The sequence below is a fragment of the Bilophila sp. T19-St14 genome (assembly GCF_059728385.1).
Genome location: NZ_BAAGFT010000001.1, coordinates 1,731,026 through 1,755,426, shown reverse-complemented (window position 1 = coordinate 1,755,426; position 24,401 = coordinate 1,731,026). Strand labels below are relative to the sequence as shown.

General features: G+C 59.3%; 19 protein-coding genes. 10 read left to right on the top strand and 9 right to left on the bottom strand.

All coding sequences use genetic code 11. The annotated features are described in order from the left end of the window. Nucleotides 1–46 precede the first annotated feature (46 nt). The 3 genes from AC6I1V_RS07560 to acpS form a co-directional block, all read right to left on the bottom strand. A complete protein-coding gene (locus AC6I1V_RS07560; RefSeq protein ID WP_302552092.1) occupies nt 47–979 on the bottom strand; it encodes an amidohydrolase family protein in 933 nt (310 codons plus the stop codon). 601 nt (nt 980–1,580) lie between these two features. Further along, nucleotides 1,581–2,114 (bottom strand): ATP-dependent protease subunit HslV, encoded by a 534-nt coding sequence (gene hslV, locus AC6I1V_RS07555; RefSeq protein ID WP_302552093.1) that lies wholly within the window; start codon nt 2,112–2,114, stop codon nt 1,581–1,583. A gap of 36 nt (nt 2,115–2,150) precedes the next feature. Then, nucleotides 2,151–2,546: a holo-ACP synthase gene (gene acpS, locus AC6I1V_RS07550; protein ID WP_302552112.1), complete on the bottom strand. Its 396-nt coding sequence runs from the start codon at nt 2,544–2,546 to the stop codon at nt 2,151–2,153. Between the two features lie 167 nt (nt 2,547–2,713). Between acpS and AC6I1V_RS07545 the strand changes: the two genes are divergently transcribed. Further along, complete coding sequence (locus AC6I1V_RS07545; RefSeq protein ID WP_486854056.1) at nt 2,714–4,042, top strand: UDP-glucose dehydrogenase family protein; 1,329 nt, start codon at nt 2,714–2,716, stop codon at nt 4,040–4,042. 994 nt (nt 4,043–5,036) lie between these two features. Here the strand turns inward: AC6I1V_RS07545 and AC6I1V_RS07540 are convergent. Further along, nucleotides 5,037–7,295: a vitamin B12-dependent ribonucleotide reductase gene (locus AC6I1V_RS07540; RefSeq protein WP_486854960.1), complete on the bottom strand. Its 2,259-nt coding sequence runs from the start codon at nt 7,293–7,295 to the stop codon at nt 5,037–5,039. Between the two features lie 439 nt (nt 7,296–7,734). Continuing rightward, nucleotides 7,735–7,917 (bottom strand): DUF8462 domain-containing protein, encoded by a 183-nt coding sequence (locus AC6I1V_RS07535; RefSeq protein ID WP_486854959.1) that lies wholly within the window; start codon nt 7,915–7,917, stop codon nt 7,735–7,737. Between the two features lie 176 nt (nt 7,918–8,093). Here AC6I1V_RS07535 and AC6I1V_RS07530 point away from each other — a divergent pair, with 176 nt between their 5' ends. The 4 genes from AC6I1V_RS07530 to AC6I1V_RS07515 all read left to right on the top strand — a co-directional run bounded on the left by AC6I1V_RS07530 (nt 8,094) and on the right by AC6I1V_RS07515 (nt 12,131). Next, complete coding sequence (locus tag AC6I1V_RS07530; RefSeq protein WP_302552097.1) at nt 8,094–8,330, top strand: hypothetical protein; 237 nt, start codon at nt 8,094–8,096, stop codon at nt 8,328–8,330. A 100-nt stretch (nt 8,331–8,430) separates the two neighbouring features. Further along, the gene (gene mutM / locus AC6I1V_RS07525; RefSeq protein WP_486854958.1) at nt 8,431–9,318 is read left to right on the top strand and encodes a bifunctional DNA-formamidopyrimidine glycosylase/DNA-(apurinic or apyrimidinic site) lyase; all 888 of its coding nucleotides are present in this window, start codon (nt 8,431–8,433) and stop codon (nt 9,316–9,318) included. A gap of 44 nt (nt 9,319–9,362) precedes the next feature. Next, the gene (gene leuB / locus AC6I1V_RS07520) at nt 9,363–10,436 is read left to right on the top strand and encodes a 3-isopropylmalate dehydrogenase (RefSeq protein ID WP_302552099.1); all 1,074 of its coding nucleotides are present in this window, start codon (nt 9,363–9,365) and stop codon (nt 10,434–10,436) included. 894 nt (nt 10,437–11,330) lie between these two features. Further along, complete coding sequence (locus AC6I1V_RS07515; RefSeq protein ID WP_302552101.1) at nt 11,331–12,131, top strand: ZIP family metal transporter; 801 nt, start codon at nt 11,331–11,333, stop codon at nt 12,129–12,131. A gap of 500 nt (nt 12,132–12,631) precedes the next feature. On the opposite strand, the gene AC6I1V_RS07510 is transcribed toward AC6I1V_RS07515, so the two are convergent. The 4 genes from AC6I1V_RS07510 to AC6I1V_RS07495 form a co-directional block, all read right to left on the bottom strand. Continuing rightward, nucleotides 12,632–12,925: an integration host factor subunit alpha gene (locus AC6I1V_RS07510; protein WP_302552102.1), complete on the bottom strand. Its 294-nt coding sequence runs from the start codon at nt 12,923–12,925 to the stop codon at nt 12,632–12,634. Between the two features lie 1,636 nt (nt 12,926–14,561). After that, nucleotides 14,562–15,827, bottom strand: a complete 1,266-nt coding sequence (locus tag AC6I1V_RS07505) for a phenylacetate--CoA ligase family protein (protein ID WP_005024941.1) — start codon at nt 15,825–15,827, stop codon at nt 14,562–14,564. Nucleotides 15,828–15,931: 104 nt separating this feature from the next. Further along, on the bottom strand, nt 15,932–17,317 hold the full coding sequence (locus tag AC6I1V_RS07500; RefSeq protein WP_302552103.1) for a chloride channel protein: 1,386 nt from the start codon (nt 17,315–17,317) through the stop codon (nt 15,932–15,934). 571 nt (nt 17,318–17,888) lie between these two features. Further along, on the bottom strand, nt 17,889–18,938 hold the full coding sequence (locus AC6I1V_RS07495) for a YIP1 family protein (RefSeq protein WP_486854514.1): 1,050 nt from the start codon (nt 18,936–18,938) through the stop codon (nt 17,889–17,891). A gap of 325 nt (nt 18,939–19,263) precedes the next feature. On the opposite strand from AC6I1V_RS07495, the gene AC6I1V_RS07490 reads away from it, so the two are divergent. From AC6I1V_RS07490 to AC6I1V_RS07470, 5 genes are all read left to right on the top strand, one after another. Further along, nucleotides 19,264–20,394 (top strand): branched-chain amino acid ABC transporter substrate-binding protein, encoded by a 1,131-nt coding sequence (locus tag AC6I1V_RS07490; protein ID WP_302552105.1) that lies wholly within the window; start codon nt 19,264–19,266, stop codon nt 20,392–20,394. A gap of 199 nt (nt 20,395–20,593) precedes the next feature. After that, nucleotides 20,594–21,499, top strand: coding sequence for a branched-chain amino acid ABC transporter permease (locus AC6I1V_RS07485; RefSeq protein WP_302552106.1), 906 nt, complete (start codon nt 20,594–20,596; stop codon nt 21,497–21,499). Then, nucleotides 21,496–22,497 carry a branched-chain amino acid ABC transporter permease gene (locus AC6I1V_RS07480; RefSeq protein WP_279140699.1) on the top strand — a complete coding sequence of 334 codons (1,002 nt, stop codon included), beginning with the start codon at nt 21,496–21,498 and terminating at the stop codon, nt 22,495–22,497. Before AC6I1V_RS07485 ends, AC6I1V_RS07480 begins: the two co-directional genes overlap by 4 nt. Continuing rightward, nucleotides 22,494–23,255 carry an ABC transporter ATP-binding protein gene (locus tag AC6I1V_RS07475; protein WP_009733393.1) on the top strand — a complete coding sequence of 254 codons (762 nt, stop codon included), beginning with the start codon at nt 22,494–22,496 and terminating at the stop codon, nt 23,253–23,255. The genes AC6I1V_RS07480 and AC6I1V_RS07475 overlap by 4 nt, the downstream gene beginning before the upstream one ends. A gap of 150 nt (nt 23,256–23,405) precedes the next feature. Further along, nucleotides 23,406–24,113: an ABC transporter ATP-binding protein gene (locus AC6I1V_RS07470; protein ID WP_009733394.1), complete on the top strand. Its 708-nt coding sequence runs from the start codon at nt 23,406–23,408 to the stop codon at nt 24,111–24,113. Nucleotides 24,114–24,401 lie beyond the last annotated feature (288 nt).

Below are 24,401 nucleotides of genomic sequence, written 5' to 3'. Positions count from 1 at the left end.
TTTCCGCACCACGGCACTGCCCGGAATCTCAATTCACCGCAAAAGCCTAGCGTCCCATCGGGGCGAAGGGCTGGAACGGCAGCGGGAACTTGGCGTTGTTGAAGCCGTTGGGGGCCATGGGCTTCGTGGTGTTGAGGGAAACGCCCTTGTCGAGGCCGAGGATCTTCGCGGCGGTCTTGTACATGACCTTTTCGCGGACTTCTTCGCTGATGTTGAGCTTCTTGTAGATCTCGATGGCGTCGGCCTGTTCGATGAACGGGTGCGCGGAAGCGAAGATGACCTTGTCGCCGATCATCTTGTTCAGGGCGTCGACATATACGTCGGCCATGGGGGCCAGTTCGTATTCGGACAGGTCCATGTAGACGTTGGCGTTGCGCATGCAGGCGAAAATGGCTTCGTTGACGAAGGGATAGCCGCCGTGGCTCATGATCAGGATCAGTTCGGGGAAGTCGCGGGCGACGACGTCGATCTGACGGGGATCAATGTAGTCCATGATGGCGCGGGGAACCTGGGCGGGCGGGGCGGTGGTCACGAAGACCGGCACGCCGAGCTCCACGCACTTGGCGTAGATGGGGTAGTAGCGGGCGTCGCTCGGCGGGCAGTGGGCGAGGTACGGGTCGGTGGCGATGCCGCGCATGCCGAGATCCTTGATCACGTGTTCGACTTCGCGAACGGCGTCCATTCCCTTGTGGGGGTCGATGCCCCAGAAGCCGAGAAATTTGTTGGGGTAGGCGCGGCAGAATTCAAGGATGCTGTTGTTGTTCGCGGGGAAACCGTAGGTGGTTTCGCAGTCGCGGCCGGAAACGACGCACAGCTCAACGCCGCGGCGATCCAGGTCGGCCACGATTTCGGGCAGCGACTGGGGGACGCGCTTGTCGAAGCCGATGGCTTCGCAGGTGGCTTTGAACATCGAGCTGTTCTTGATGCCGTTGATGATTTCCGGCGTGTTCGGGCGGAAGCGGAAGTCGATTATTTTCATCAGTTGACTCTCCTGGCTTGGTGCACAAAAAGATTTGTGAGCATTAGAGCAAATGCCGTTCCAGTTTTGCACAGACAAGGAGATTCCCCAACGACAGCAAGGAAATGGGGGCTAACAAAAAACATTCCTGTTTAGATACAGGTAAGGATTGTTTTTTGTTGGAACCTATGCAACAGGCTGGAATACAAACTTTTTGTCCGCGTTATCGCCTTAAGGCCACAGCATTGCATGGTGCATAAATGCACCGTTGTTGCAAAAGTGCGACCAAGTCGATGCGCATGCGCCACCGGTTTTTTCAGTTGGTGCGTTTTTGCATCATCTGACTTGTGAATAAAAACGCAATCGGATCGCTCCTTGTGTCGATCCGCAGCACAAGGGCCTTTATGCCATGATTGCACCGGTGAAGCAAGGGGAATCCATATCTAGTGAGCGTTACAAGGAAAAACCAAAAGGCAGAAAACGGGTGGTGCCGCGCAGGGAGTGCGCAGCCAGATGGGGCCGGGAAGGGCGGGCGGGGACGATAGGCCGGGAGGGGGCAGACAGGGCGGCGGGAAGCGCAGCCAAAAGGGGCCAGCCATCGCCGCCGGCCCCTTCGCAGCGGCTACAGGACTTCCAGCGTGTACTGGTCGTTGGTGAACACGCAGAGCTCGGAGGCTATCTTCATGCTTTCCAGCGCGATGTGTTCGGCATCAAGATCGCTGTGGCGGACGAGGGCACGGGCGGCGGAGAGGGCGTAGGGGCCGCCGCTGCCGATGGAAGCGATGCCGTCGTCAGGCTCGATCACGTCGCCGGTTCCGGTGAGCACGAGCGTGTGATCCTTGTCGGCCACAAGGAGCATCGCCTCCAGCTTGCGGAGGAACTTGTCGCTCCGCCAGTCTTTGGCGAGTTCCACGGCGGCGCGGATCAGGTTGCCGCCGGTTTGTTCAAGGTGGGCGTCAAAGCGTTCAAACAGGGTAAAGGCGTCCGCCGTGGCCCCGGCGAACCCGGCGACGATTTGATCTTTATACATCCGCCGGACTTTCTTGGCGGTGTGTTTCATGACGATGCTCTGGCCCATGGTCACCTGCCCGTCGCCGATGAGGGCGACGTGGCCCTTGTGGCGCACGGCGAGGATGGTAGTTCCGCGAAGTTCCATGAAAGATCCTTTGTTCTCTGTAATGGGGTGGGGAAGCTATCCTTCCAGAATAACCACGGCGGCGGCATTGTCACGGGTATGGGTGAGCGTGAGGTGCAGCTTTTTTGCGCCGAGGGCATCGGCCTTTTCCCTGGCCTTCCCGGACAGGACAAGCTCAGGCTTGCCGGAGGGCAGCGAACGCACGGCCACGTCACGGGGGCCTATGCCTTCGGCGAAGCCCGTGCCCAGCGCCTTGACCGCGGCCTCCTTAGCGGCGAACCGCGCGGCCACATAGGAAACGGTACGCGCGGACGGGGAGGCGGGATCGCCGGGGACGGCGCTCCGTTCGTCGTCCGCCATGATGCGGTTGAGGAAATGTTCCCCGAAACGGTGCAGTGAACGTTCCACGCGGGAAAGTTCGATCAAGTCCAGTCCAATGCCGATGATTGCCATATGCGTCCTCTCAGGCGGCAGGTTGCCGTCAGCGCGGGACGAAGTCAAGTTGACGCTGTGCCGCCGGATGGTTACACGTTGGAAAAATGACGGGCCCCGCTTCCGTATCCTGCCGTACCCCCACCGCGCCCGGCGTCCCGTCCGTACTGTTTTGATAAGGAGCATCTATGCGCATATGCATTGTCGGCACCGGCTACGTCGGTCTTGTAAGCGCGGCGTGTTTCGCCGAAATGGGCAATGATGTCCGTTGCGTGGACGTCAACCCGGAAGTCGTGGCCCTGCTCGACAGCGGGCGTATCCATATTTTTGAGCCCGGCCTCGAAGACCTTGTCGGCCGCAACCGGCAGGAAGGCCGCCTGCGGTTTACGACCAGCCTTGCAGAGGGCTTGGACGGCGCCGAGTTCGCCTTCATCACCGTAGGCACGCCTTCGCGTCCCGACGGCTCCTGCGATCTTTCCTATGTGGAAGGCGTGGCCCGGCAGATCGGCGAGCAGATGCAGGGGCCGCTTATTGTCGTGGACAAGTCCACGGTGCCCGTCGGAACCGCCGACCGCGTCCGCGAGCTCGTCGCCGCCGCCCTTGCCGCCCGTGGCGAGGACATTGCCTTCGATGTGGTGTCGAACCCCGAATTCCTCAAGGAAGGCGACGCGGTTTCGGACTTCATGAAGCCTGACCGGGTTATCGTCGGCACGTCTTCTGAAGAGACCGCCGCCGCGATGCGGGAGCTTTACTCCCCCTTTGCCCGGAGCCGTGAAAAGCTCATCGTCATGGGCGTCCGCAGCGCCGAGATGACCAAATACGCGGCCAACTGCATGTTGGCGACCAAGATTTCCTTCATCAACGAGATTGCCACGCTGTGCGAGAAGGTCGGCGCGGATGTGCGCGATGTGCGCACGGGCATCGGTTCGGATCACCGCATCGGCTACCAGTTCATCTATCCCGGCATCGGCTACGGCGGCTCGTGCTTCCCCAAGGACGTGAAGGCGCTCATCCACACCGCCCATGAAGCGGGTATGCGCCCTGAACTTCTGGAAGCGGTCGAAGGCGTGAACGCCCGTCAGAAGCGCTCCATGGCGTTCCGGGTGGCGGAGTATTTCGAGCCGCAGGGCGGCGTGTTCGGCAAGGTGCTCGCCCTGTGGGGGCTTGCTTTCAAGGCCAACACCGACGACATGCGCGAATCCCCTGCGCTTTCCATCATTGAGGAACTGACCTCGCGCGGCATGCGCATCCGGGCCTATGATCCCATTGCCGGCTCCAACGCCCGTAAGCTGTTGGCGGATAACCCTCTGGTTTTCATCGAGGACGATCAATACGCCGTCTGCGAAGGTTCCGACGCCCTGCTCGTAGCCACCGAGTGGAACCAGTTCCGCAATCCCGATTTTGATCGCATAAAGGAATCCCTCGTCGCCCCCGTCCTTTTTGACGGGCGTAACCTTTATTCTCCCTCGGCACTCGGCAAGCGCGGCTTCGCGTATTTCTGCGTGGGCAAGAAGTAGGAAAGAGGCGAGGGATGTGAAGGCAGGGGGGAGGGAACCCTTCGGAAAAGGGCTTCCCAACCCTGCCGCCGATGCCCGTACCCCTCGAAGGCTCGCCGACGGGCACGGCCCCAATGTCGCCATCCGTCGCCTTCCCCTCTCTCAGCTCCCTCCCAAGGCTTTTGACAGGCGGGGAGGCCACGCGGCGGGAATTCGTTCCGTGCTTAGGTTGCCAGGGATGATGGCCTTTTTGAAAGAACGTCCGTTGAGAGATAAGAAAGCCGACTGGGAACTATTCAGTCGGCTTTCTTTGTTTTTTATTTGGCTCTGTCATAGTATGTGGTTGTTTTTTAACAAGATGCTGAAAACAGAGAGCTTTTTTCAAATTTTCCGCTGGCGGGTTCCATGACTGGGGCATTTTGTTGGTTATTCCTTTGGCATTTCAAGAAATAAAGCATCAACCGCTTCCTATGAGACAGCCTTTGGTTTTCTGAAAGGCCGCTCCCCTTGCCTCCGGGGAAAAATGACGAGAGGGATTCGATAAAGTTAAAAGTCTTTGAAGGGGTGGGGGAGGTTTGGAGGGGGCGGGGAAACTTTCTCCAGAAATTTTTCCGCCCACTCCAATAAGAGATAAGAAAGCCGACTGGGAACTATTCAGTCGGTTTTTGTTTTTTGATTTGGCACTGTTTTTGGCACTGTCATAGTATATAATTGTTTTATTTCAACAGGATGCTGAAAATAGAGGCGTTTTCTCCAAATTTTCCGCTGGCGGGTTCCATGACTGGGGCATTTTATTGGTTATTCCTTTGGCATTTCAAGAAATAAAGCATCAACCGCTTCCTATGACACAACCTTTGGTTTTCTGAAAGGCCGCTCCCTTTGCCTCCGGGAAAAAACGACAAGAGGGATTCGATAAAGTCAAAAGTCTTTGAAGGGGTGGGGGAGGTTTGGAGGGGGCGGGGAAACTTTCTCCAGAAAGTTTCCCCGCCCCCTCCAATCTTTTTCCTTCCCTACATCAGCCGCCGCACTTGGTGTAGGCGCAGTTGGGGCAGCGATGGCAGCCTTCCTGAAAAATGAGCTCGCCGCCGCAGTCGGGGCAAAGCTGGCGGTCGAAGGCCGAAACGGTGTGCGTGGGCACGGGGTTCCTGCCCTTGAGATAACGGTTTTCGAGTACCCATGCGATGGCGTCGGGAATCGAGAGCAGAAGCCCCTTCTTCTGCAATATGGGATGCTCGCCGCCGATCCCTTTGAGCTGGCCCACCACGTCGGCAACGTCGATGCCGGATCGGAAGGCCAGAGAAACGAGCCGCCCGATGGCCTCGGCCTTGGCGGTCACGGAATGCCCGGATTTGCCGATGGTCGCGAAAATCTCGAAAGGCTTGCCGTCCACCTCGTTCACCGTGAGATACATGCCGCCGAGCCCGGTCTGCACCTTTTGCGTGAACCCGGTTACGAAGTCGGGGCGCTTGCGCACGCGCACTTGCGGCTCTTCTGTCGGCTTTGCTGTTGCGGGGGCGCTCGTGGTCAGCACCTGCGTGGATTTGCTGCCGTCGCGGTAGACCGTCACGCCCTTGCAGCCTTCTTCATAGGCCATCCAGTAAATGGCGAAAATGTCGTCGCGCGTAGCCGAGTTGGGCAGGTTTACGGTCTTGGACACGGCGTTGTCCGTGTGGCGCTGGAAAGCCGCCTGCATACGGAGATGCCACTCGGGCGCGATGTCCATCGCGGTCACGAATACCCGGCGCAGGTCTTCGGGAAGCTGGTCGAGGCTCTGGATGGATCCGAGTTCCGCCACGCCTTCCAGAAGCGGCTGGCTGTAGCAGTCGATTTCGCGCAAGGCTTCCTCGAAATGCGGGTTCACTTCCACAAGGCGTTCGCCGTCCATGACGTTGCGGGCGAAGCTCAGGGCGAACAGCGGTTCCACGCCGGACGAGCAGCCCGCGAGGATCGACAGCGTGCCCGTGGGCGCGATGGTCGTGATGGTCGCATTGCGCAGGGGCGGGATGCCCTTGGTGGGGTAGACGGACGTTTCGTAGGCCGGGAAGGGCCCGCGTTCCGCCGCGAGCTGGATGGAAGCCGCCCGGCCGCGCGTTTCGATGAAGTCCATGATCCGCTCGGCCAGCGTGATGGCGTCCGCGGAATCGTAGGGGATGCGGAGCTGGTACAGGAGATCAGCCCAGCCCATGACCCCAAGGCCGATCTTGCGGTTGCGGCGCACCTGTTCGGCAATGCGTTCGAGGGGGAATTGCGAGGCGTCCACCACGTTGTCGAGGAAGCGGACGGCCAGCGCGATGGTCCGTTCGAGCCCCGCCCAGTCGATGCCCCGGTCGGCGGGGTTGGTTTCGTCGAGATGCCCCGGCACGAAGAAGCTGGAAAGGTTCAGCGAGCCGAGGTTGCAGGCTTCATAGGGCAGCAGGGGCTGTTCGCCGCAGGGGTTGGTGCTTTCGATCTCGCCCTGCGCCGGAGTGGGGTTGTCGCGGTTGATCCGGTCAAGGAAGATGATGCCGGGATCGCCGCTTTGCCACGCCTTGTCTACAAGCAGGTTGAACACTTCGCGGGCGTTGAGGCGCCCCTGCTCCTTGCCGCTGGCGGGGTTGACGAGGGGGTAGTCCCGATCCTGCTCCACGGCCTGCATGAAGGCTTCGGTAATGCCTACGGAGAGGTTGAAGTTGTTGAATTCGCCATCCTGCTCCTTGGCCCGGATGAATTCGAGGATGTCCGGGTGATCGATGCGCAGGATGCCCATGTTCGCGCCGCGCCGGGTGCCGCCCTGCTTGATCTGCTCGGTGGCGGTATTGAAGATGCGCAGGAAGGACACCGGGCCGGAGGCCACGCCGCCAGTCGTGCCCACGCGGGAGTTCTTGGGCCGCAGGCGGGAAAAGGAGAAGCCCGTGCCGCCGCCGGATTTGTGGATCATGGCGGCGAATTTTACGGCGTCGAAAATTTCTTCGATGGAGTCGCCGACGGGGAGCACAAAGCAGGCCGAAAGCTGGCCGAGCTCGGAGCCCGCGTTCATCAGCGTGGGCGAATTGGGCAGGAAGCGCCAATCGGTCATCATATCGTAGAACGCGCGGGCCAGCGCGTCGGGCTTCCACGGGGACTGTTCGTATTTGGCTTCCTCGGCGGCTATGGAGGACGCTACGCGCCAGAAGAGCCCGGTCGCGTCCTCGACGCATCGGCCGTTCTCGTCCTTGCGGTAATAGCGCTTGGAAAGGACTTTTTCCGCATTGGGATTGACGACGGGGGGAGTGAGATTGAGAGGCTTGTTCATCATGATGATACCAGCATTGTTTTGGGGCTTAACAGGTTCTCCACGATACGCGGGAGGGAAGGAAAAGGCTATCGCAGAAAATGAGGCCGGGACGGGAACTGCCGGGCATTTTTGGAAAAATCGGCAGGAGAAAGATTTTTATGGAAGGCTCTGCCAGAGTATGTGGCTGTTTGTGTTTGGCTCTGTCATAGTGCATGGTCGCTTTGTCTTGGCAATATGCTGAAAGTATGTGCTTTTTCTCCAGTTTTTCCGCTGGTGGACTCTGTGCTTGGGGGATTTTATTGGTTATTTCTTTGGAATTTCAAGGAAATAAAGCATCAACCGTTTCCTACGGCACAGACTTATGGAAAAACGCTATGTCAGATTCCCATCTTCCATAACGCGAAAAGCCCCCTGAGGCGACCCTCAGGGGGTGGAAGCGAGAAGTTGTTGACGGGAAGGGCTATTCGACCGGAGCGTAGTAGCAGCGCTTCGGGGACATGATCTTGCCCGACTTTTTCAGTTCGTCGATGGCCTTGGACACTTCTTTGGAATCGACGTCAAGGGCTTTGGCGACATCGCCGGGACGGACGGGCTTGCCCGCATCCTGCATGGCCTTGAGAACCTGTTCCGCTGTAACTGCCATAATGGACCTCCATGAAGCGGCTCTGCCGCCCGTATTTTTCTTAGGAACAATTCCTGATAATTAAAATTCCCTGTCCCTGTCAAGGATTTTATGTGCCCGACGCCGGAGAAGCGGGGCGGCAATCATCTGGATTTTTGCGGGAAAAGGCGCTACGTTCCGAGGAAAAGGACAGCGGTATGAAATATCTCATCATGGAAGATTTTGCGGGCCAGCCGGTCAGCTTCGTGTTCCCCAGCCGCGTGGATCACGGCGACATGCGCGAACAGCTCCCCTATGGGCGGGTGCTGGGGGCCGGTTATGTGGAGTTGCGCGACGGCGCGTTTCATTGCCACGGCGGATACGCCGAACTGGATATTGTGGCCCGTCCTGAGGATGAGGCCATTTTGATGAACGCTTTCCAGAAAGCCGACTAGGGCTTGCCTCCGGCAGGGCCGTGTGTCCCCGGAATTTTCCTAAAAAGCTCTTTCGGCGGCAAACAAGCGGATGCGGCCTGTCCCAGCCCTCGGAGATCCCATGCCTGAATTGCCCGAAGTCGAAACCATCGCCCGCACCCTCGCTCCGCAAGTCGAGGGGCGGCGCATTGTGGCTTGCGAGCTGCTCAACCCTTCCACCTTTGAGGGGACGATTCCGCTCGGCAAGGTCGTGGGCGGCGTCATCGGTCGTCCGGGGCGTCGCGGCAAGCTGTTGCTGCTGCCCCTTGCATTCGGTTCGGAACCGCTGCCTCCTGTAGACGGGGCGTGTCCGTCCGGTTCGCTGGCCCGGTGCCTTGCCTGCGGGAATGAACGCATCACCGGGCTTGGCTTCCACCTTAAAATGACGGGCCGCCTGTTCGTGTATCCTGCGGGTACGCCCCCGGAAAAACATACCCGGCTCCTTTTCGATCTCGACGACGGCTCGCGTCTTTTTTTCGATGACGCACGAAAGTTTGGCTACGTGCGGGTGCTTTCGCCCGCTGCGGTTGCGTGCTGGCCTTTCTGGAACAGCCTTGGCCCGGAGCCGTTGGAGATGGACGCCGATGCCTTCGCAGCCCGTTTTGCCGGGCGGCGGGGCAAGATCAAGGCCCTGCTCCTTGATCAGACCGTGCTGGCGGGGTGCGGGAATATTTACGCGGACGAAAGCCTGTTCCGCGCGGGCATCCGGCCCGATGCACAGAACGTGTCCGCCGACCGCCTGAAGCGGCTTCACGCGGCCTTGCGGGAAGTCCTGCTCGAATCCATTGACGCGTGCGGCAGCTCCATCCGGGATTACCGTACGGCGCGGGGCGACGCCGGGGCTTTTCAGAACGCCTTCCGTGTCTACGGGCGTTCCGGCGAGGCCTGCGTTGAGTGCGGGGTTCCTCTGGAAAGCTGCCGCATCGCGGGGCGGGCCACCGTTTTTTGCCCGAACTGTCAGCTTGCCTGACATTCGTTCATACAACCCTTTTACTAGACCGCAAGGATTGAAGAATGCAGAAGACGATCTGCCTGTTGCCGGGTGACGGCATTGGCCCTGAGATTGTTGCCGAAGCCGTGAAAGTGCTTCGCGCCGTGGAAAAGAAATTCGGTCATTCGTTCACCATGACGGAAGCCCTGCTCGGCGGCGCCGCCATCGACGCCGTGGGCGTGCCGCTGCCCGACGCCACCGTGGAGGCCTGCAAAGCCGCCGATGCGGTGTTCCTCGGCGCGGTGGGCGGCCCCAAGTGGGATACCATCGATCCCGCCATCCGTCCCGAACGCGGCCTGCTCGGTATCCGCAAGGCCCTCGGCCTGTTCGCCAACCTGCGTCCCGCGACCCTGTTCCCCGAACTTGCCGGCGCGTGCCTGCTGCGTCCCGACATCTCCGCCAAGGGCCTTGATCTCATCGTCGTGCGCGAACTGACGGGCGGCATCTATTTCGGCCAGCCCGCCGGGACCGAAGTGCGCGACGGCCTGCGCACCGGCTTCAACACCATGATTTACAATGAAGAGGAAATCGCCCGCATCGGCCGGGTGGCCTTCTCCACGGCCCGGAAGCGCCGTAAGAAGGTGTGCTCCGTGGACAAGGCCAACGTGCTTGCCGTGTCCCGCGTGTGGCGCGAAGTGATGATCGAAGTGGGCAAGGAGTTCCCCGACGTGGAGCTGACCCATCTCTATGTGGACAATGCCGCCATGCAGTTGGTGCGCGATCCTTCGCAGTTCGACGTCATCGTGACCGGCAACCTCTTCGGTGACATCCTCTCCGACGAGGCCTCCGTCATCACCGGTTCCATCGGGATGCTGCCTTCCGCTTCCCTCGGCACGGGCAACCCCGGCCTGTTCGAGCCCATCCACGGCTCAGCGCCCGACATCGCCGGGCAGGGCAAGGCCAATCCGCTGGCGACGATCCTGTCCGCCGCGATGATGCTCCGCCTTGCCTTCGACATGGACGCCGAAGCCGCCGCCATTGAAAGTGCCGTGCACAAGGTGCTCAGCGACGGTTTCCGTACCGGCGACATCATGGAAGCCGGGAAGGTGCAGCTTTCCACCGCCGCTATGGGCGACAAGGTTATTGAAAATCTGTAGGGGATAGGGAAAATTGGGGGAGGGGAGAGGGAACCTTTCTGGAGAAAGGTTCCCTCTCCCCTCCCCCAAGCCCCCTCCTCTCTCCCTCCCAAGACTTTTGACTTTATTGAATCCCTGTTGGCGTTTTTCCCTGATATGAAGGAGGAGAACGCTTATTTTTTGGGCTGTGTTACAGGAAGCGGCTGATGCTTTTTTCCTTGAAGTTGCAAAGGAATAACCCGCAAAATGCCTTAGCCTTGGATTCCGCCAAGGGGAAAACTGGATAAAAGGCTGTATTTTTCACCGCGTTGCGGAGGTGAAACAGCCACATGCTATGACGGAGCCTTTTCGGACGGGCTCTAAAACTCTGGTGTTTTCTTCGGCTTTATGGTTTTTCTGGGAGGAATTTCAAGTGTGGAAGAGGGTGGAGTGTTCCCTCTGTACGCGCTGGGATAAGCGCATAACTAAAATGGCGGGAATCATAGTCAGTGGTTCCTTCTGCGCGCAGGGATAAACGCGAGTCCACCCCACCGTATTGTGCATGCTGGAGTTCCTCCTACGTACGCGGGGATGAGCGTTCTGGGTTGGGCCACCGGGACGGGCTGGTGTTCCCTCTACGCGCGCGGGGATAAGTGACACAGGGGCATAAGACGCCATAGAGGGCTGCAGTTCCCTCTATGCGCATGGGGATAAGCGGTTTGGGGTTGGACACAGGGTGTTTTCGTAAGGCTCTGTTATAGTTTGTGGTTATTTCATCTCCACAGTGCGGTGAAAATACAGCCTTTTTATCCAGTTTTCCCCTTGGCGGGAGCTACGGATAAGGCATTTTGTCGGTTATCCCTTTGGAGCTTGAAGGAAAAAAGCATCAACCATTTTCTACAACACAGCCTTTCGTAATTGTCGGAGGCGGTATTTATGACGGATTTTTTGAGTTCACCGGTGGGGATGGCTCTGCTTGCGGGGTGCTGTACATGGGCGTTTACCGCATTCGGAGCGGGCATGGTCTACACCGCGAAATCGTTTTCCCGCCGGACGCTTGATGTGATGCTCGGTTTCGCGGCGGGTGTGATGGTCGCGGCCTCCTACTGGTCGCTGCTCGCCCCCGCTCTGGAGATGAGTTCCCATCTCGGCCGATTGGCCTGTATTCCCGTGGCGCTGGGTTTTCTTGCCGGGGCGGGGGTATTGCGTCTGGTCGACTTCATCCTGCCGCACATCCATCCTACGGAAAACGTCCCTGACGGCCCGCCTTCAAAGCTGCCCCGCAGCGCCTTGCTCGTGTTTGCCATTACCTTGCACAATATTCCAGAAGGGCTCGCCGTGGGCGTAGCGTTTGGGGCGGCGGCCTCCGGCGCTCCCGAAGCCAGTATAGCCGGGGCTATGACCTTGATGTTCGGCATGGGGCTGCAAAACATACCTGAGGGCGTGGCCGTATCCGTGCCTCTGCTTCGGGAGGGCTTTTCCAAAAATCGCGCCTTCTTCTTTGGGCAGTTTTCCGGCATCGTCGAACCTATAGCCGCTGTTTTCGGGGCGCTGGTCGTGGGTATTGCCCAGCCCATTCTGCCCTTTGCGCTGGCTTTTGCTGCTGGGGCCATGATTTTTGTGGTCGTCGAAGAAGTGATCCCCGAATCCCATGCTTCCGGGCACGGGGATGCGGCCAGTCTCGGCGTCATCATTGGGTTTGTGGTGATGATGTGCCTTGATGTGGCGTTGGCTTAGAGGTTGATTGGGGAGGGGAAGGGGCCCCTTTTTTCAGAAAGGGGCCCCTTCCCCTCCCCAAACCCCTCCCTTTCCCCTCCAAAGACTTTTGACTGGTGGGGAGGCCGCGCGAAGGGAGTTCGTTCCCTTTTTGGTTCGCTCTTGGTAAGAAAAGGCTGTGTTATAGAAAATGGTTGATGCTTTTTTCCTTGAAGTTCCAAAGGGATAATCGGCAAAATGCCTTGGCCGTGGATCCCGCCAAGGGGAAAACCGGAGAAAAAGGCTGTATTTTCATCGCACTGTGGAGATGAAACAACCACAAACTATAACAGAGCCTAAGAAAAACAGCCTGAACGGGGTTCGTTCAGGCTGTTTCTTTAGTCTGCGGAATGGCTTTCAAGAGGGATTCGATAACGTCGAAAACCTTTGAAGAGCGCGGTGGCAGTTTGGAGGAGGCGGGAGAAACTTTCTTTAGACAGTTCCTCCCGCCCCCCTCCAAAGAGCTTTATGACGCCCTGAAATTACTGTTCGGAGTTCATAGCGGCCTTGAACTTGCGCGAGATGCGGAAGGCAAGCACATCGTGGGCGTCAAGGGTGATTTCTTCGCCGGTCTGGGGGTTGCGGCCCTTGCGGTTCTTCTTGGTGAAGGCTTCAAACTTGCCGAAACCGCTCAGCAGCATTTCCTTCTCCTCTTTGAGGGCTTTCTTCATGATTCCGAGCATGGCGTCCAGCACCTTCTTGGCGTGTTGCTGTTTCATGTCGGACTGGGCGCAAATCGACTTGGCGATATCTGCTTTGGTGACGGTTTTGCTCATGGTTTCTTCTCCGGGATCTCGCTGTGCTAGCGACATATTTTGGTGCGGCCCGTCCGGTACATACCGTTTGCGAGGACGGCGGAATAGGCGCTGTGGAAGAACAGCGGTCGTGTGCCGCACTGTTTTGAGACTATGCCCTATCTGAGTTCGTATTTCAATTCCCCTTTTTCGCTATCGTCATAAAATGACGCTTTTTTTTGTCCAATGCGTGGAAAAATCCCTGCGCTGGGGAAATATATTTTTTTATTTGTTTGTGAAAGTATGTATTAATTGATATTATTACTTAATATATTGATTTTATTATTAAAATTAATATATTGAAAAGAGTGCGGCTACTGGTGCCCAACGGGTTTGTTCTGTTGTAATGACAAGTATTTTAAAAAAACTAACAGGATATAGAGTTAAAATCTGTTTTTATTGTGAAAAAAAGAATTATTATTCCGTACAGAATGAAGAAATAAAACCAAAAAAAAATCGTCACATCTTTTCTGGGAGTTCCATTTTTAGAGGAAAAATGGCCTTATGAGGAATTGTAGAGGCGTTTTTCCACGTTTCCGCAACAGGGCCACTGTCTTTCTGTATGGCTCTGTCGTAGGGGGAATTGCTTTATCGTCATCGCATAGTGACAATACAACCTTTTTCCTCAGCCTTTCCGTGGGCTGATTTCATGATTGAAGTGTTTTCCTCGTTATCCATTGGCTCTGTTATAATTTGTGGTTGTTTCATCTCCACAGTGAGGTGAAACTACAACCTCTTTCTCCGGTTTTCCCCTTGGCGGGATACACGGCTAAGGCATTTTGCTGGTTATCCCTTTGGAGCTTCAAGGAAAAAAGCATCAATCATTTTCTATAACCCAGCCTATCCATTTGAGACCTCAAAAGGTTGTGTCCTGGGCCGTGTCGTCAATTTAATATAATCTATTGAAACTATTTAACTGTTTTTAATTCACGAAAAGATTGTTTTTAAGGCTGTATTATAGAAAATGGTTGATGCCTGATTTTTTGAAATTCCAAAGGAATAACCAATAAAATATCCCAAGCATGGAGTCCACTAACAGGAAAACTGGAGAAAAAGCCTTTATTTTTCACTATGCTGTGGAGATGAAACAACCATATGCTATGACAAGGCCATGCTTTTTTCTTTGAAGTTCCAAAGGAGTAACCGACAAAATGCCTTGGCTATGTATCCCGCCAAGGGGAAAACTGGAGAAAAAGGCTGTATGTCCATCGCGCTGTGGAGATGAATCAACCGTTATAACAGAGCCTTTCAAAAATAAAACATCAATTGCTCACTGTGACGGAATCTTCGTATTCATCTCGTGTTCGCCATTTGGGATGTTCCCAGATAGGGCATCCAGGGGGGAACATGGTTCCTCCGTGAAATGCTTTCAGCCGTGAAGTGTTTTCAGCCTGTTAAATCCGCACAGCGTCCATAGCGCCGGGCAGAGCAAGGTACAAAACAAACAATGCTCAAACGGAAGAGCCCATTCCTGCAAAGCAAGACCAGCCGGGATGAGGGATTCGATAAAGGCGAAAGTCTTGGAAGGGAGAGGGGTGGGGGCGTGGGGGAGGGGAGAGGGAAACTTTCTCCAGAAAGTTTCCCTCTCCCCTCCCCCACATTCAACACGCTACGGCAACTAATCCCATTCGCGCTTGTCTTCGATGGGCTTGATCTGCGGGGGCAGCGTGCCGGGGGCAAGCACCTTGAGTTCCGGGCGCAGCTTGATGCGCTCGCGGAAGAGGTGCAGCAGCTCGTCTTCCTGATGGAAGTTGCTGGCTTCCACATAAAGGATCATCTCGTCGATGCCGCCGGGGTTGATGACCTCGATCTGCCAACGCTTGATGTCCTCGAAGCGGGCCATGACCTGCTCCACCTGATGGGGGTAGACGAACATGCCCTTGATGCGGGCGGTGGTGTCCACGCGGCCCACGATGCTGCCGAGGCGCGGGCTGGTACGCCCGCAGGCGCAGGGGGCGCGGTCGATGTAGGAGAGGTCGCCCGTGGCGAGGCGGATGAGCGGGTACGTCTTGTTGAACGAGGTCACGACGATTTCGCCCACTTCGCCGTCCTTCAGCGGGATGCCGGTGTCGGGATGGCAGATTTCCACGTAGCAGCGGTTCGAGATGTGCAGGCCGGTCTTGTGGAAGCACTCGTAGCCGATACAGCCCACATCTGCCGTGCCGTAACCTTGGCGCAGGATGATGTCGAACTTCTTTTCGAGCTGGTTGCGCATCTTTTCGGAGAGGCGTTCGCCGGTGACGAAAGCCACTTCCTGAAAGAGATCCTTACGCAGGTTGATGCCCTTTTCCTCGGCTTTCTGGGCGAGGTGCATCAGGTAGCTCGCCGTGCCCACGTAGCCGGATACGCGCAGCTTCTGCATGATGTCGAGCTGGGTGCCGGGATCGGTCGGGCCCGCCGGGATGGAGGCGCAGCCGAGGTTGCGCAGGGGCTCTTCAAACATCAGCCCCGCCGGGGACAGGTGGTAGTTGAAGGTCACCTGAACCACGTCGCCGGGACGGAAGCCCACGGAATAAAAGGCTTCGGTGTATCCCCAGTAGTCGTCCATGCGGTCTTCCGGGTCGAAGATGGGGCCGGGCGAAAGGAAGATGCGCTTCAGTTCGCCGATGTCCTTGGTCAGCAGGCCGCCGAGACGGGGGCCGATGGACTGGAGGAAGATGAGCTCTTTCTTCTTCAGCAGCGGGATGTGCTTGATGTCGGAAAGGGTCTTGAATTTCTCCACATTGAACTGGGCGCGGTCAAAGCGTTTTTTGACGTCCTCAGAATATCTGTAGGCGTAGGAGAGCAGATCCTTGAGCTGGATCAGGCAATACTGGCGGCGTTCGCTCTCGTCGAGCACTTCGCGGCGGTTGTAGATGCCTTCGGTGCGGTCTTTGCGGGTCATGTCAGCATGCTCCGTACTGTTTGGAATTCAGGGAAAGGCATTGCTTAGCGTATTTGTTTGGAATAATGCAAGCCTTTTTTTAAAAAATATATTATTTCAATATGTTAATTGATATTGGACGAGGCGTTTCGGTTCACGAGGATACGGCGTTTCAGGGAGTCGTACACCGGGGGCGAGCCGGCCCTGTTGGCGACGACCGTGGAGATGAAGGCGGCGATGGCCATTTCGGGCAGGCACTGGAACGCGCCGGACATTTCCGCGACCAGCGCCGTGCCGGTGAGCGGCGCGCGTACCGTGCCTGAGAACAGGCCCGCCATGCCGAGCACGAGATAGGCGGGAAGCTGCGGTTCGGCTGAAAAGCCGTTTCCGATGAGCAGGGTTCCGCCCACGGCTCCGACCATGCTGCCGATGGCGAGCATGGGCATGAGCAGGCCGCCGGGCACGCCGGAGGCGAAGCTCAGGATGGAGAAGATGATTTTGACGCACAGGAGGAGCGCCACCGGGCCGAGCAGGAGCGGGCCGTTGGGCGTGAGGCCGCCGAGATCGGCTGTGGAATAGCCGATGCCCACGAGCACCTGCGGATAGGCGTACAGCAGGACGCCGCTGAGCAGGAAGGGCAGGAGCGGCTTGAGGGGGGCCGGGATCAGCTTCTGGCGGTCATGGAGTTCCGTCACGCGGATCAGGGCGGCATTGTAAAGGGCGCTGAACAGCCCCGTCCCCACGCCGAGCAGTGCGGGGATCCAGATCTGCCCCCAGTTCAGGGAGGGGATGGAGGCGAAGGGGAAGACCAGCCCGAAGCCGAACAGGATAGTGACGACAAACCATGCGGAAAACGAGGCCACGCCGGTGAACAGCAGGAGCGGCACGGTCACGATGGTTTTGACTTCCTCAAAGGCGAACAGCATGCCCGCGAACGGCGCGCCGAAGGCGGCGGCAAGGCCGGCGACGCTGCCCGCGATGAGGAAACGCGGGGCATGGCCCGGATCTTCTCCGGCGAGCTTTTGGAAGATCCGCCCGAATCCGCAGCCCACAGCCGCGCCCATCTGGATGCTTGGCCCTTCGCGGCCCACGGAGAGGCCGCCGGACAGGGACAGCAGGGTTCCGACGAACTTGGCGGCCACGATGCGGAATCCCGGATAGGGAAGCAGCCCGGCCAGCGCCAGTTCCGTCTGGGGGATGCCGCTGCCGCTGATGAGGGGCTCCTTCCTGACCATCTGGCCCACGATGAGCGCCAGCAGGATGAGCGTGCCGAAAACGATCAGCGCGGTGGCGGGATCGTCCGCGCCGTGCCTGAGCGTGGCGGCGATCCACGCATTGCCGTGATCATAGAGCCAGCGGAATACGCCGATGACGCCTCCGGTGCAGCCGCCGACGAAAGCCGCCTGCACGATAAGGCGGAGCACGCTTTCATTGCGCAGGGCCTGCGTTTCGCGCAGGATCGGCACTTGGCGGGTGAATCTCGCGATCCGGGCTTTCGTTTTTCTTTTCATGGCAATGGCGGGGAGGAACGCTTCCCCTGTCTCCTTCCGAGGGGCGTTATGGGCGTCAGGCGCCGTTTTGGGGGCGGCGTTTGCGTCCGGGGGAACCTGTTATGCCGAAAAGCGGAAGAAAAGGCTATCCCCCTTGAGAAAAGGGAGAAAACGCCCGCCCGCAAGCCTTCGGAGGGCGGCCTGCCGTTGTTCAAGGCCCGGAACGGTTTGAAGAAGGAAAAAGAGGCGTGAGCGGCGGTGTTATGCAGGGACGAAACGCGCTGGCATTTTCCCCGCGGCAATGCGGGGTATTCTGTCCAAAAGCCGCGATTGTTTGACGCGAGAAGGTTTTTCCCGCGGCAATGCGGGATATTCCCGGAAGGGCGCGTTTCGGGGCATCGGGGCAGGGTGTGGCCGCTTTGGGAAAGGGCGGGAAGGGGGAGGATGGGGGAGGGCGTTAGGCCGACAGGCTTGGGAAGGGAAAAGGCGCTGCACCCGTTGGGCGGCGCTGCTTATGTCGGCAGAGGGGAGGGGAAAGCGCGGGGCTCCTCCCCTTTCTTCGGAAACGCCCTCCCTTCCCCCAAACGGTTTTTTAGGCGCTCATGCTCAGGAACTGCCGGATAAGCTGCATGCCGATGGCGAACGCGATGAGGTAGAGCGGGCCGAGGGCCAGCCCGGTGCGCGACCACGGCAGGCGCATGGAGTACTTGCAGCCGATGAAGCAGCAGACGCCGAACCAGATGCTGCCCACGAGCGGGCCGACCAGCGGGACGATGCAGACCACGGTGGGCGCGGCGCTGTAGGCGATGACCCGGAACACCGTGCGGAACTGGACGTTTTCCGGCTGCACGAGCCGCAGCATGAGGTAGAAGACCGACGCGAAGAAGCAGAGCTGGATGGCGAGGATGCCCGGCGTCAGGAGGATGGTCAGGGGCAGGCTCATGCTCTGGGCCATGTCGCCGAGGACTTCCTGCAATTTGGGATCGGTGATGGAAGGCCCGCTGGCCTGGATGCTCATGAGGTACCACATGCGCTCGACGAGGGTCTGGAACAGGCCGAGGATGAGGTAGAACACGAGCGGGCGGGTCAGCTTGCCGTTGCTGGCGGGCAGGGCGGCGAAGAAGCGGGGCGCGTTGAACATCACCCGCAGGATGGTCTGGTAAAGGGCCATGAAGGGGTTGCAGCGTTTATCCTCCCACGGGACGTCGGTGCCGTCGGCATGCATGGCGGCTGCGATGCCGCCCTTGCCCTTGTTTTCCCCGTCGCGTTTCTTCTGGAAGTTGTTCCAGAAGTCGGAACGGTTCTCCGCGGCGTTTTGCGGGGGTTCCGGCTGGCCCTTTTCGGGTTCGGTTTCGGGGGCTTCGGGAGCCGGTGAGGAGACGTCATGGTCGCCCGGAATACGGGGAACCATCGCTCCGGGCGGCAGGGGATCGTCGCCCTCCACGTCCGGGGGCAGGGGGCGTCCGGCGGGGGCCGTTTGCGGGGCGGCTGCGGGCGTCTCGTCGATGACGGGCGTCCCGTCCGGGTTACGGAAACGGAAGCGGCATTTGCAATGCGGGCAGGTCGCCACCGCCGCATTGGCGGGAATGGCGTTTTCGTCTATCTGGCGTTCAAACCGGCATTCGGGGCAACGGATCAGCACAGGGCACCTCTAAGGGAAAATCGTACATTGCACTGAACATATAGTCTCATTTTCTACAAATCAAGGGACGAATTTTTGTACTCCCACGCCGCCTTCCGGCGGCGCGTCGGCCCGGCCTGTTCCTTTTTGCCCCGCCCGGCGCGGCGATCCCGCGAAAAACGGGGGGGATGACGCGTCCGGGGCGGGTTCCGTTTTCCCTTATTTTGTTGTACGGTAGACGCTTGGCACCATGCGGGATGCCGTCTGTTTCTTTCGGAAAAGCAGGGCCCCGGCCGTCCCGCCCCGTCGTCCCATCCGAAAAACGTTCCATTTCTCAGGGGAAAGCATGAACAAACTTGTGAAAAAACTGATGCTTGTCGCCGCCACGCTCATGCTGGCGGCCGGTCCCTCCTTTGCCGCGGACGCTGTCCGCATCGGCCTGATGTGCCCGCTTACCGGCAAGTGGGCCAGCGAAGGGCAGGACATGCAGCAGATCGTGAGCCTGCTCGTTTCGGAAGTGAACAAGGCGGGCGGCGTCAACGGCAAGCAGATCGAGCTGGTCGTGGAAGACGACGCGGGCGATCCGCGCACGGCCTCCCTCGCCGCCCAGAAGCTGGCCTCCGCCGGGGTGATGGCGGTCATCGGGACGTACGGCTCCGCCGTGACCGAGGCTTCCCAGAACATCATCGACGAAGCCGAAATCATGCAGATCGCCACGGGTTCCACCAGCGTGCGCCTGACGGAAAAGGGCCTTCCCCTTTTCTTCCGCACCTGCCCCCGCGATGACGAACAGGGCCGCGTGGCCAGCAAGGTCATTGCCGCCAAGGGCTTCAAGAAGGTCGCCATCCTGCACGACAACTCCTCCTATGCGAAGGGCCTCGCCGAAGAAGCGCAGAAGGGCCTCAAGGGTGCGGGCGTGCCCGTGGTGTTCTACGATGCCCTGACTCCGAGCGAACGCGACTATACCGCCATCCTCACCAAGCTGAAGGCCGCCGATCCCGACCTCATCTTCTTCACCGGCTATTACCCCGAAGCGGGCATGCTGCTCCGCCAGAAGAAGGAAATGCACTGGGATGTGCCCATGATGGGCGGCGACGCCGCCAACAACACCGACCTCGTGAAGATCGCGGGCAAGGATGCAGCCAAGGGCTATTTCTTCATCAGCCCGCCGTCCGCCCACGACTTCGACACCCCCGAAGCCAAGGATTTCTTCTCCCGCTACAAGGCGCAGTACAACAGCCTGCCGAGTTCCGTGTGGTCGGTGCTGGCCGGCGACGCCTTCAAGGTCATCGTCGCGGCGCTTCAGGCCGGGACGGATGCCGATCCGGAAGCCGTGGCCAAGTACCTCAAGAAGGATCTCAAGGAATACCCCGGCCTGACCGGCAAGCTCGGCTTCAACGAAAAGGGCGACCGCATCGGCGACCTTTACAAGGTCTACGAAGTGGACGGCAACGGCGGGTTCGTGCTCCAGAAGTAAGGTTTCCGGCTCCCGGAAGGACGCTTTCCGGGAGCCTCCAGAAGTTTCGGCTTCTTTTTTCGGGTACGGTGACGGGGTTTTCCGGTCGCCGTGCTTCCGTGTCCGGGGCCTCCGGCACGGCGGGCCGGGTCCATGAAGCCCCGGTGCAGGGAACCCCCTTTCCCGCCCGCCTCAATCCTTTATCAAACCCCCTGATGATATGAACGAATTTTTACAGCAGCTCATCAATGGCCTTGCCGTGGGCGGCATTTATGCCCTCGTCGCGCTCGGCTATACGATGGTGTATGGCGTGCTGAAGCTGATCAACTTCGCGCACGGCGACATTTTCACCATCGGGGCGTATCTTGGAATGACTCTGCTTGTGTCCGGCGGCCTCGCCGGGAGCATGACGCCCGTGCTGGCGGTGGGGCTTGTGGTGCTCATCGTGTTCGGGCTGGTGGCCCTGCTCGGCGTCGCGCTGGAGCGGGTGGCCTACCGCCCGCTGCGCAAGGCAAACCGCCTTGCCGCCGTGGTGTCCGCCCTTGGCGCGTCCATCGTCTTCCAGAACGCGGTCATGCTCATCTACGGCGCGCGCGTCTACGTCTACCCGGAAAACCTCATTCCCACGCTGACGTTCAATATCTTCGGGCTGAACGTGCCCGTGATGCGCGTCATCGTCATCGTCAGCTCGCTGGTGCTGATGCTGGCCCTGTACGCCTTCATCAACCGCACCCGCATGGGGACGGCCATCCGCGCCGTCGCCATCGATCAGGGCGCGGCCCGGCTCATGGGCATCAACGTGGATCGCGTGATCTCGCTGGTGTTTTTCATCGGCGCGGGGCTCGGCGGCGTCGCCGGGGTCATGGTGGGCACGTACTACGGGCAGATCGACTTTACGATGGGCTGGTCTTACGGCCTCAAGGCGTTCACGGCGGCCATCCTCGGCGGCATCGGGAACATCCCCGGAGCCATGATCGGCGGGCTGCTGCTCGGCGTGATCGAGGCGCTCGGCGCGTCGTACCTCGCCATGGCATGGAAGGACGCCATTGCCTTCCTCGTGCTCATCCTCATCCTCATCATCAGGCCCACCGGCCTCCTCGGTGAAAGGGTGGCCGACAAGTTATGAGCCTGTTCAAACGCTATTACCCCGTGCTGGTCGCCGTCCTTGTGGCGGTGCTGCCGCTCGGCATGAACACCTATTGGACTGAAGTGGCCGTCAACGTGGGGCTGTACGCGCTGCTGGCGCTCTCCCTGAACGTCATCCTCGGCCAGGCGGGGATCTTCCATATGGGACACGCGGCGTTCTATGCCGTGGGCGCGTATGTGACCGCCATCCTGAACACGCACTACCAGATCCCCATCCTGCTGCTCATCCCCGTGGCGGGCGCGGCGGCGGCGCTGTTCGCGCTGGTCGTGGCCCGGCCCATCATCCACCTGCGCGGCGACTACCTGCTCATCGTGACCATCGGCATCGTGGAAATCGTCCGCATCGCCCTGATCAACGACGTGTTCGGGCTGACCGGCGGCGCGAACGGCATCTTCGGCATCGCGCGCCCGGAAATCTTCGGCATCAAGATCCGCAAGGCCATCCAGTTCTATTATCTCATATGGATTATGGTCGGCGTCACCGTGCTGCTGTTCCATTGGCTTTCCGAGTCGCGTTTCGGCCGCGCGCTGAACTGCATCAAGGAAGACGACACCGCCGCCGAGGGCTGCGGCATGGACGTGGCGAACCTGAAGCTCATGGCCTTCGTCATCGGCGCGTTCTGGGCGGGCATGGCGGGGAACCTCTTTGCCGCCAAGATGACCATCATTTCACCGAGTTCCTTTACTTTCTGGGAATCGGTGGTGGTCTTTGCCGTGGTCATCCTCTCCGGCGGCAGCCAGATCGGCGTGCTGCTCGGCACCTTCCTCATCGTGGCCCTGCCGGAAATGTTCCGCGACTTCGCCAGCGCCCGTATGCTGGTCTTCGGCCTTGCCATGATGATCATGATGGTGGTGCGCCCGCAGGGGCTTCTGCCGCCTTCGCCGCGTCGGTACGATGTGCGACGGCTGTTGCGGCGCACGCGTGATTTCAGCTCGCCGGTCGCTCCCCGGACGGCCCGGAAGGAGGGCGCGGCATGAGCCTTCTCTCTTTGCAGACAGTGACCAAGATTTTCGGCGGGCTGACCGCCGTGAACGAAGTCTCTTTTGACGTGGAACAGGGCAGCATCGTGGGGCTCATCGGGCCCAACGGCGCGGGCAAGACGACGGTGTTCAACCTGATCACGGGGAATTACGTCCCGGACGGCGGCGACATCCGTTTTGCCGGGCAGTCCATCAAGGGCATGAAGCCGCACACCATCGTGAGCCTCGGCATTGCCCGGACGTTCCAGTCCATCCGCCTGTTCCCCACGCTGCCGCTGGTGGAAAACGTCCTTGCGGGCCGCCACTGCCGGATGCACAGCGGGATCATCGGCTCCATGTTCCACACTCCGGCGCAGCGCCGTGAGGAACGGGCCGCCCTTGAGCGGGCCATGAACGAACTGGAGTTCGTCGGCCTTGCCGACAGCTATGCTGAAGAGGCCGGGAGCCTGTCCTACGGCAACCAGCGCCTGCTTGAAATCGCCCGCGCGCTCGCCTCCGATCCCAAGCTCATCATTCTTGACGAGCCCGCCGGGAGCATGAACGACCCCGAAACGGCTGTGTTGATTGAGCTTATCTACGCCATCCGCCAGCGCGGGGTGACGGTGCTGCTCATCGAGCACGACATGGGCCTTGTCATGAAGGTGTGCGAGAAGCTCCTTGTGCTTGAGTACGGTTCGCTTATCGCCAGCGGTTCGCCCGACGTCGTGCGCCGCGACCCCAAGGTCATTGAAGCCTATCTGGGGCAGGATGATTGATACGAGTCGGGGAGGGGGGAAGGAACCCTTCTGAAGAAGGGCTTCCTTCCCCCCTCCCCGAACCCCTCCCCTCATCCTCCTAAGACTTTTGTAATGGAGGCGGGGGGGATATGTTTTTCCCGTCTGTAAACGGACGATCCGGGAGTTCGGATGTTTCTGGAAGTCGAAAATCTGCAAGCCGGGTACGGCACGGAAGAAGTGCTGCACGGCGTGAGCCTGCGCGTTGACGAAGGCGAAATCGTGAGTATCCTTGGTGCGAATGGCGCCGGAAAAACCACGACCCTGCTGACCATCAGCGGGCTTGTGCGGGCTTCCGGCGGCGCGGTTCGTTTTCAGGGGGAGGATCTGCACACCCTGCCGAGCCATGAAGTGGTGCGGCGCGGGCTGACGCAGTCGCCCGAAGGCCGCCGGGTGTTCGGGGTGCTCACCGTGCTCGAAAACCTGCGCCTCGGTGCGTTCACCGTGGGGGACAAGGAAAAGGCCGAACAGACGCTGGACTGGATTTTTGATCTGTTCCCCCGCCTGCACGAGCGCAAGGATCAGCTTGCCGGGACGCTTTCCGGCGGCGAACAGCAGATGCTGGCCATCGGGCGTGCGCTCATGGGTCAGCCCAAGCTGCTGTTGCTGGATGAGCCTTCGCTCGGCCTCGCCCCCCTGCTTGTGAAATCCATCTTCGAGACGATCCGCGCCATCAACCAGTCCGGCGTGACCATTCTTATTGTGGAACAGAACGCCCGCGCCGCGCTCAAGCTGGCGACCAGGGGGTATGTGCTGGAGCTTGGCCGCGTCGTCATGGAAGACACCGCCGCCCATCTCCTTGCCAACCCAAGCATTCAGGAAGCCTATCTCGGGGCGTAGGGCGAAGCCCTTGGGGAGGGGGAAGGGCCCTTTGGGGAAAAGGGGGTCTTCCCCCTTCCCAAACCCCACCCTCATCCCCCTAAAACGGTTGCAATGCGGTTGCCCTGTTATAAAAGTTTGGGGGACGGGTGGGCCTCCTGATGGTTCGGGCGGTATTTTTTAGGCTGTGTCATAGGAAGCGGTTGATGATTTATTTTTTTGGGATTCCAAAGGAATAACCAATAAAATGACCCCATCATGGAGCCGCTGGCGGAAAACTGGAGAAAAAGTCTGTATTTTCACCCTGCT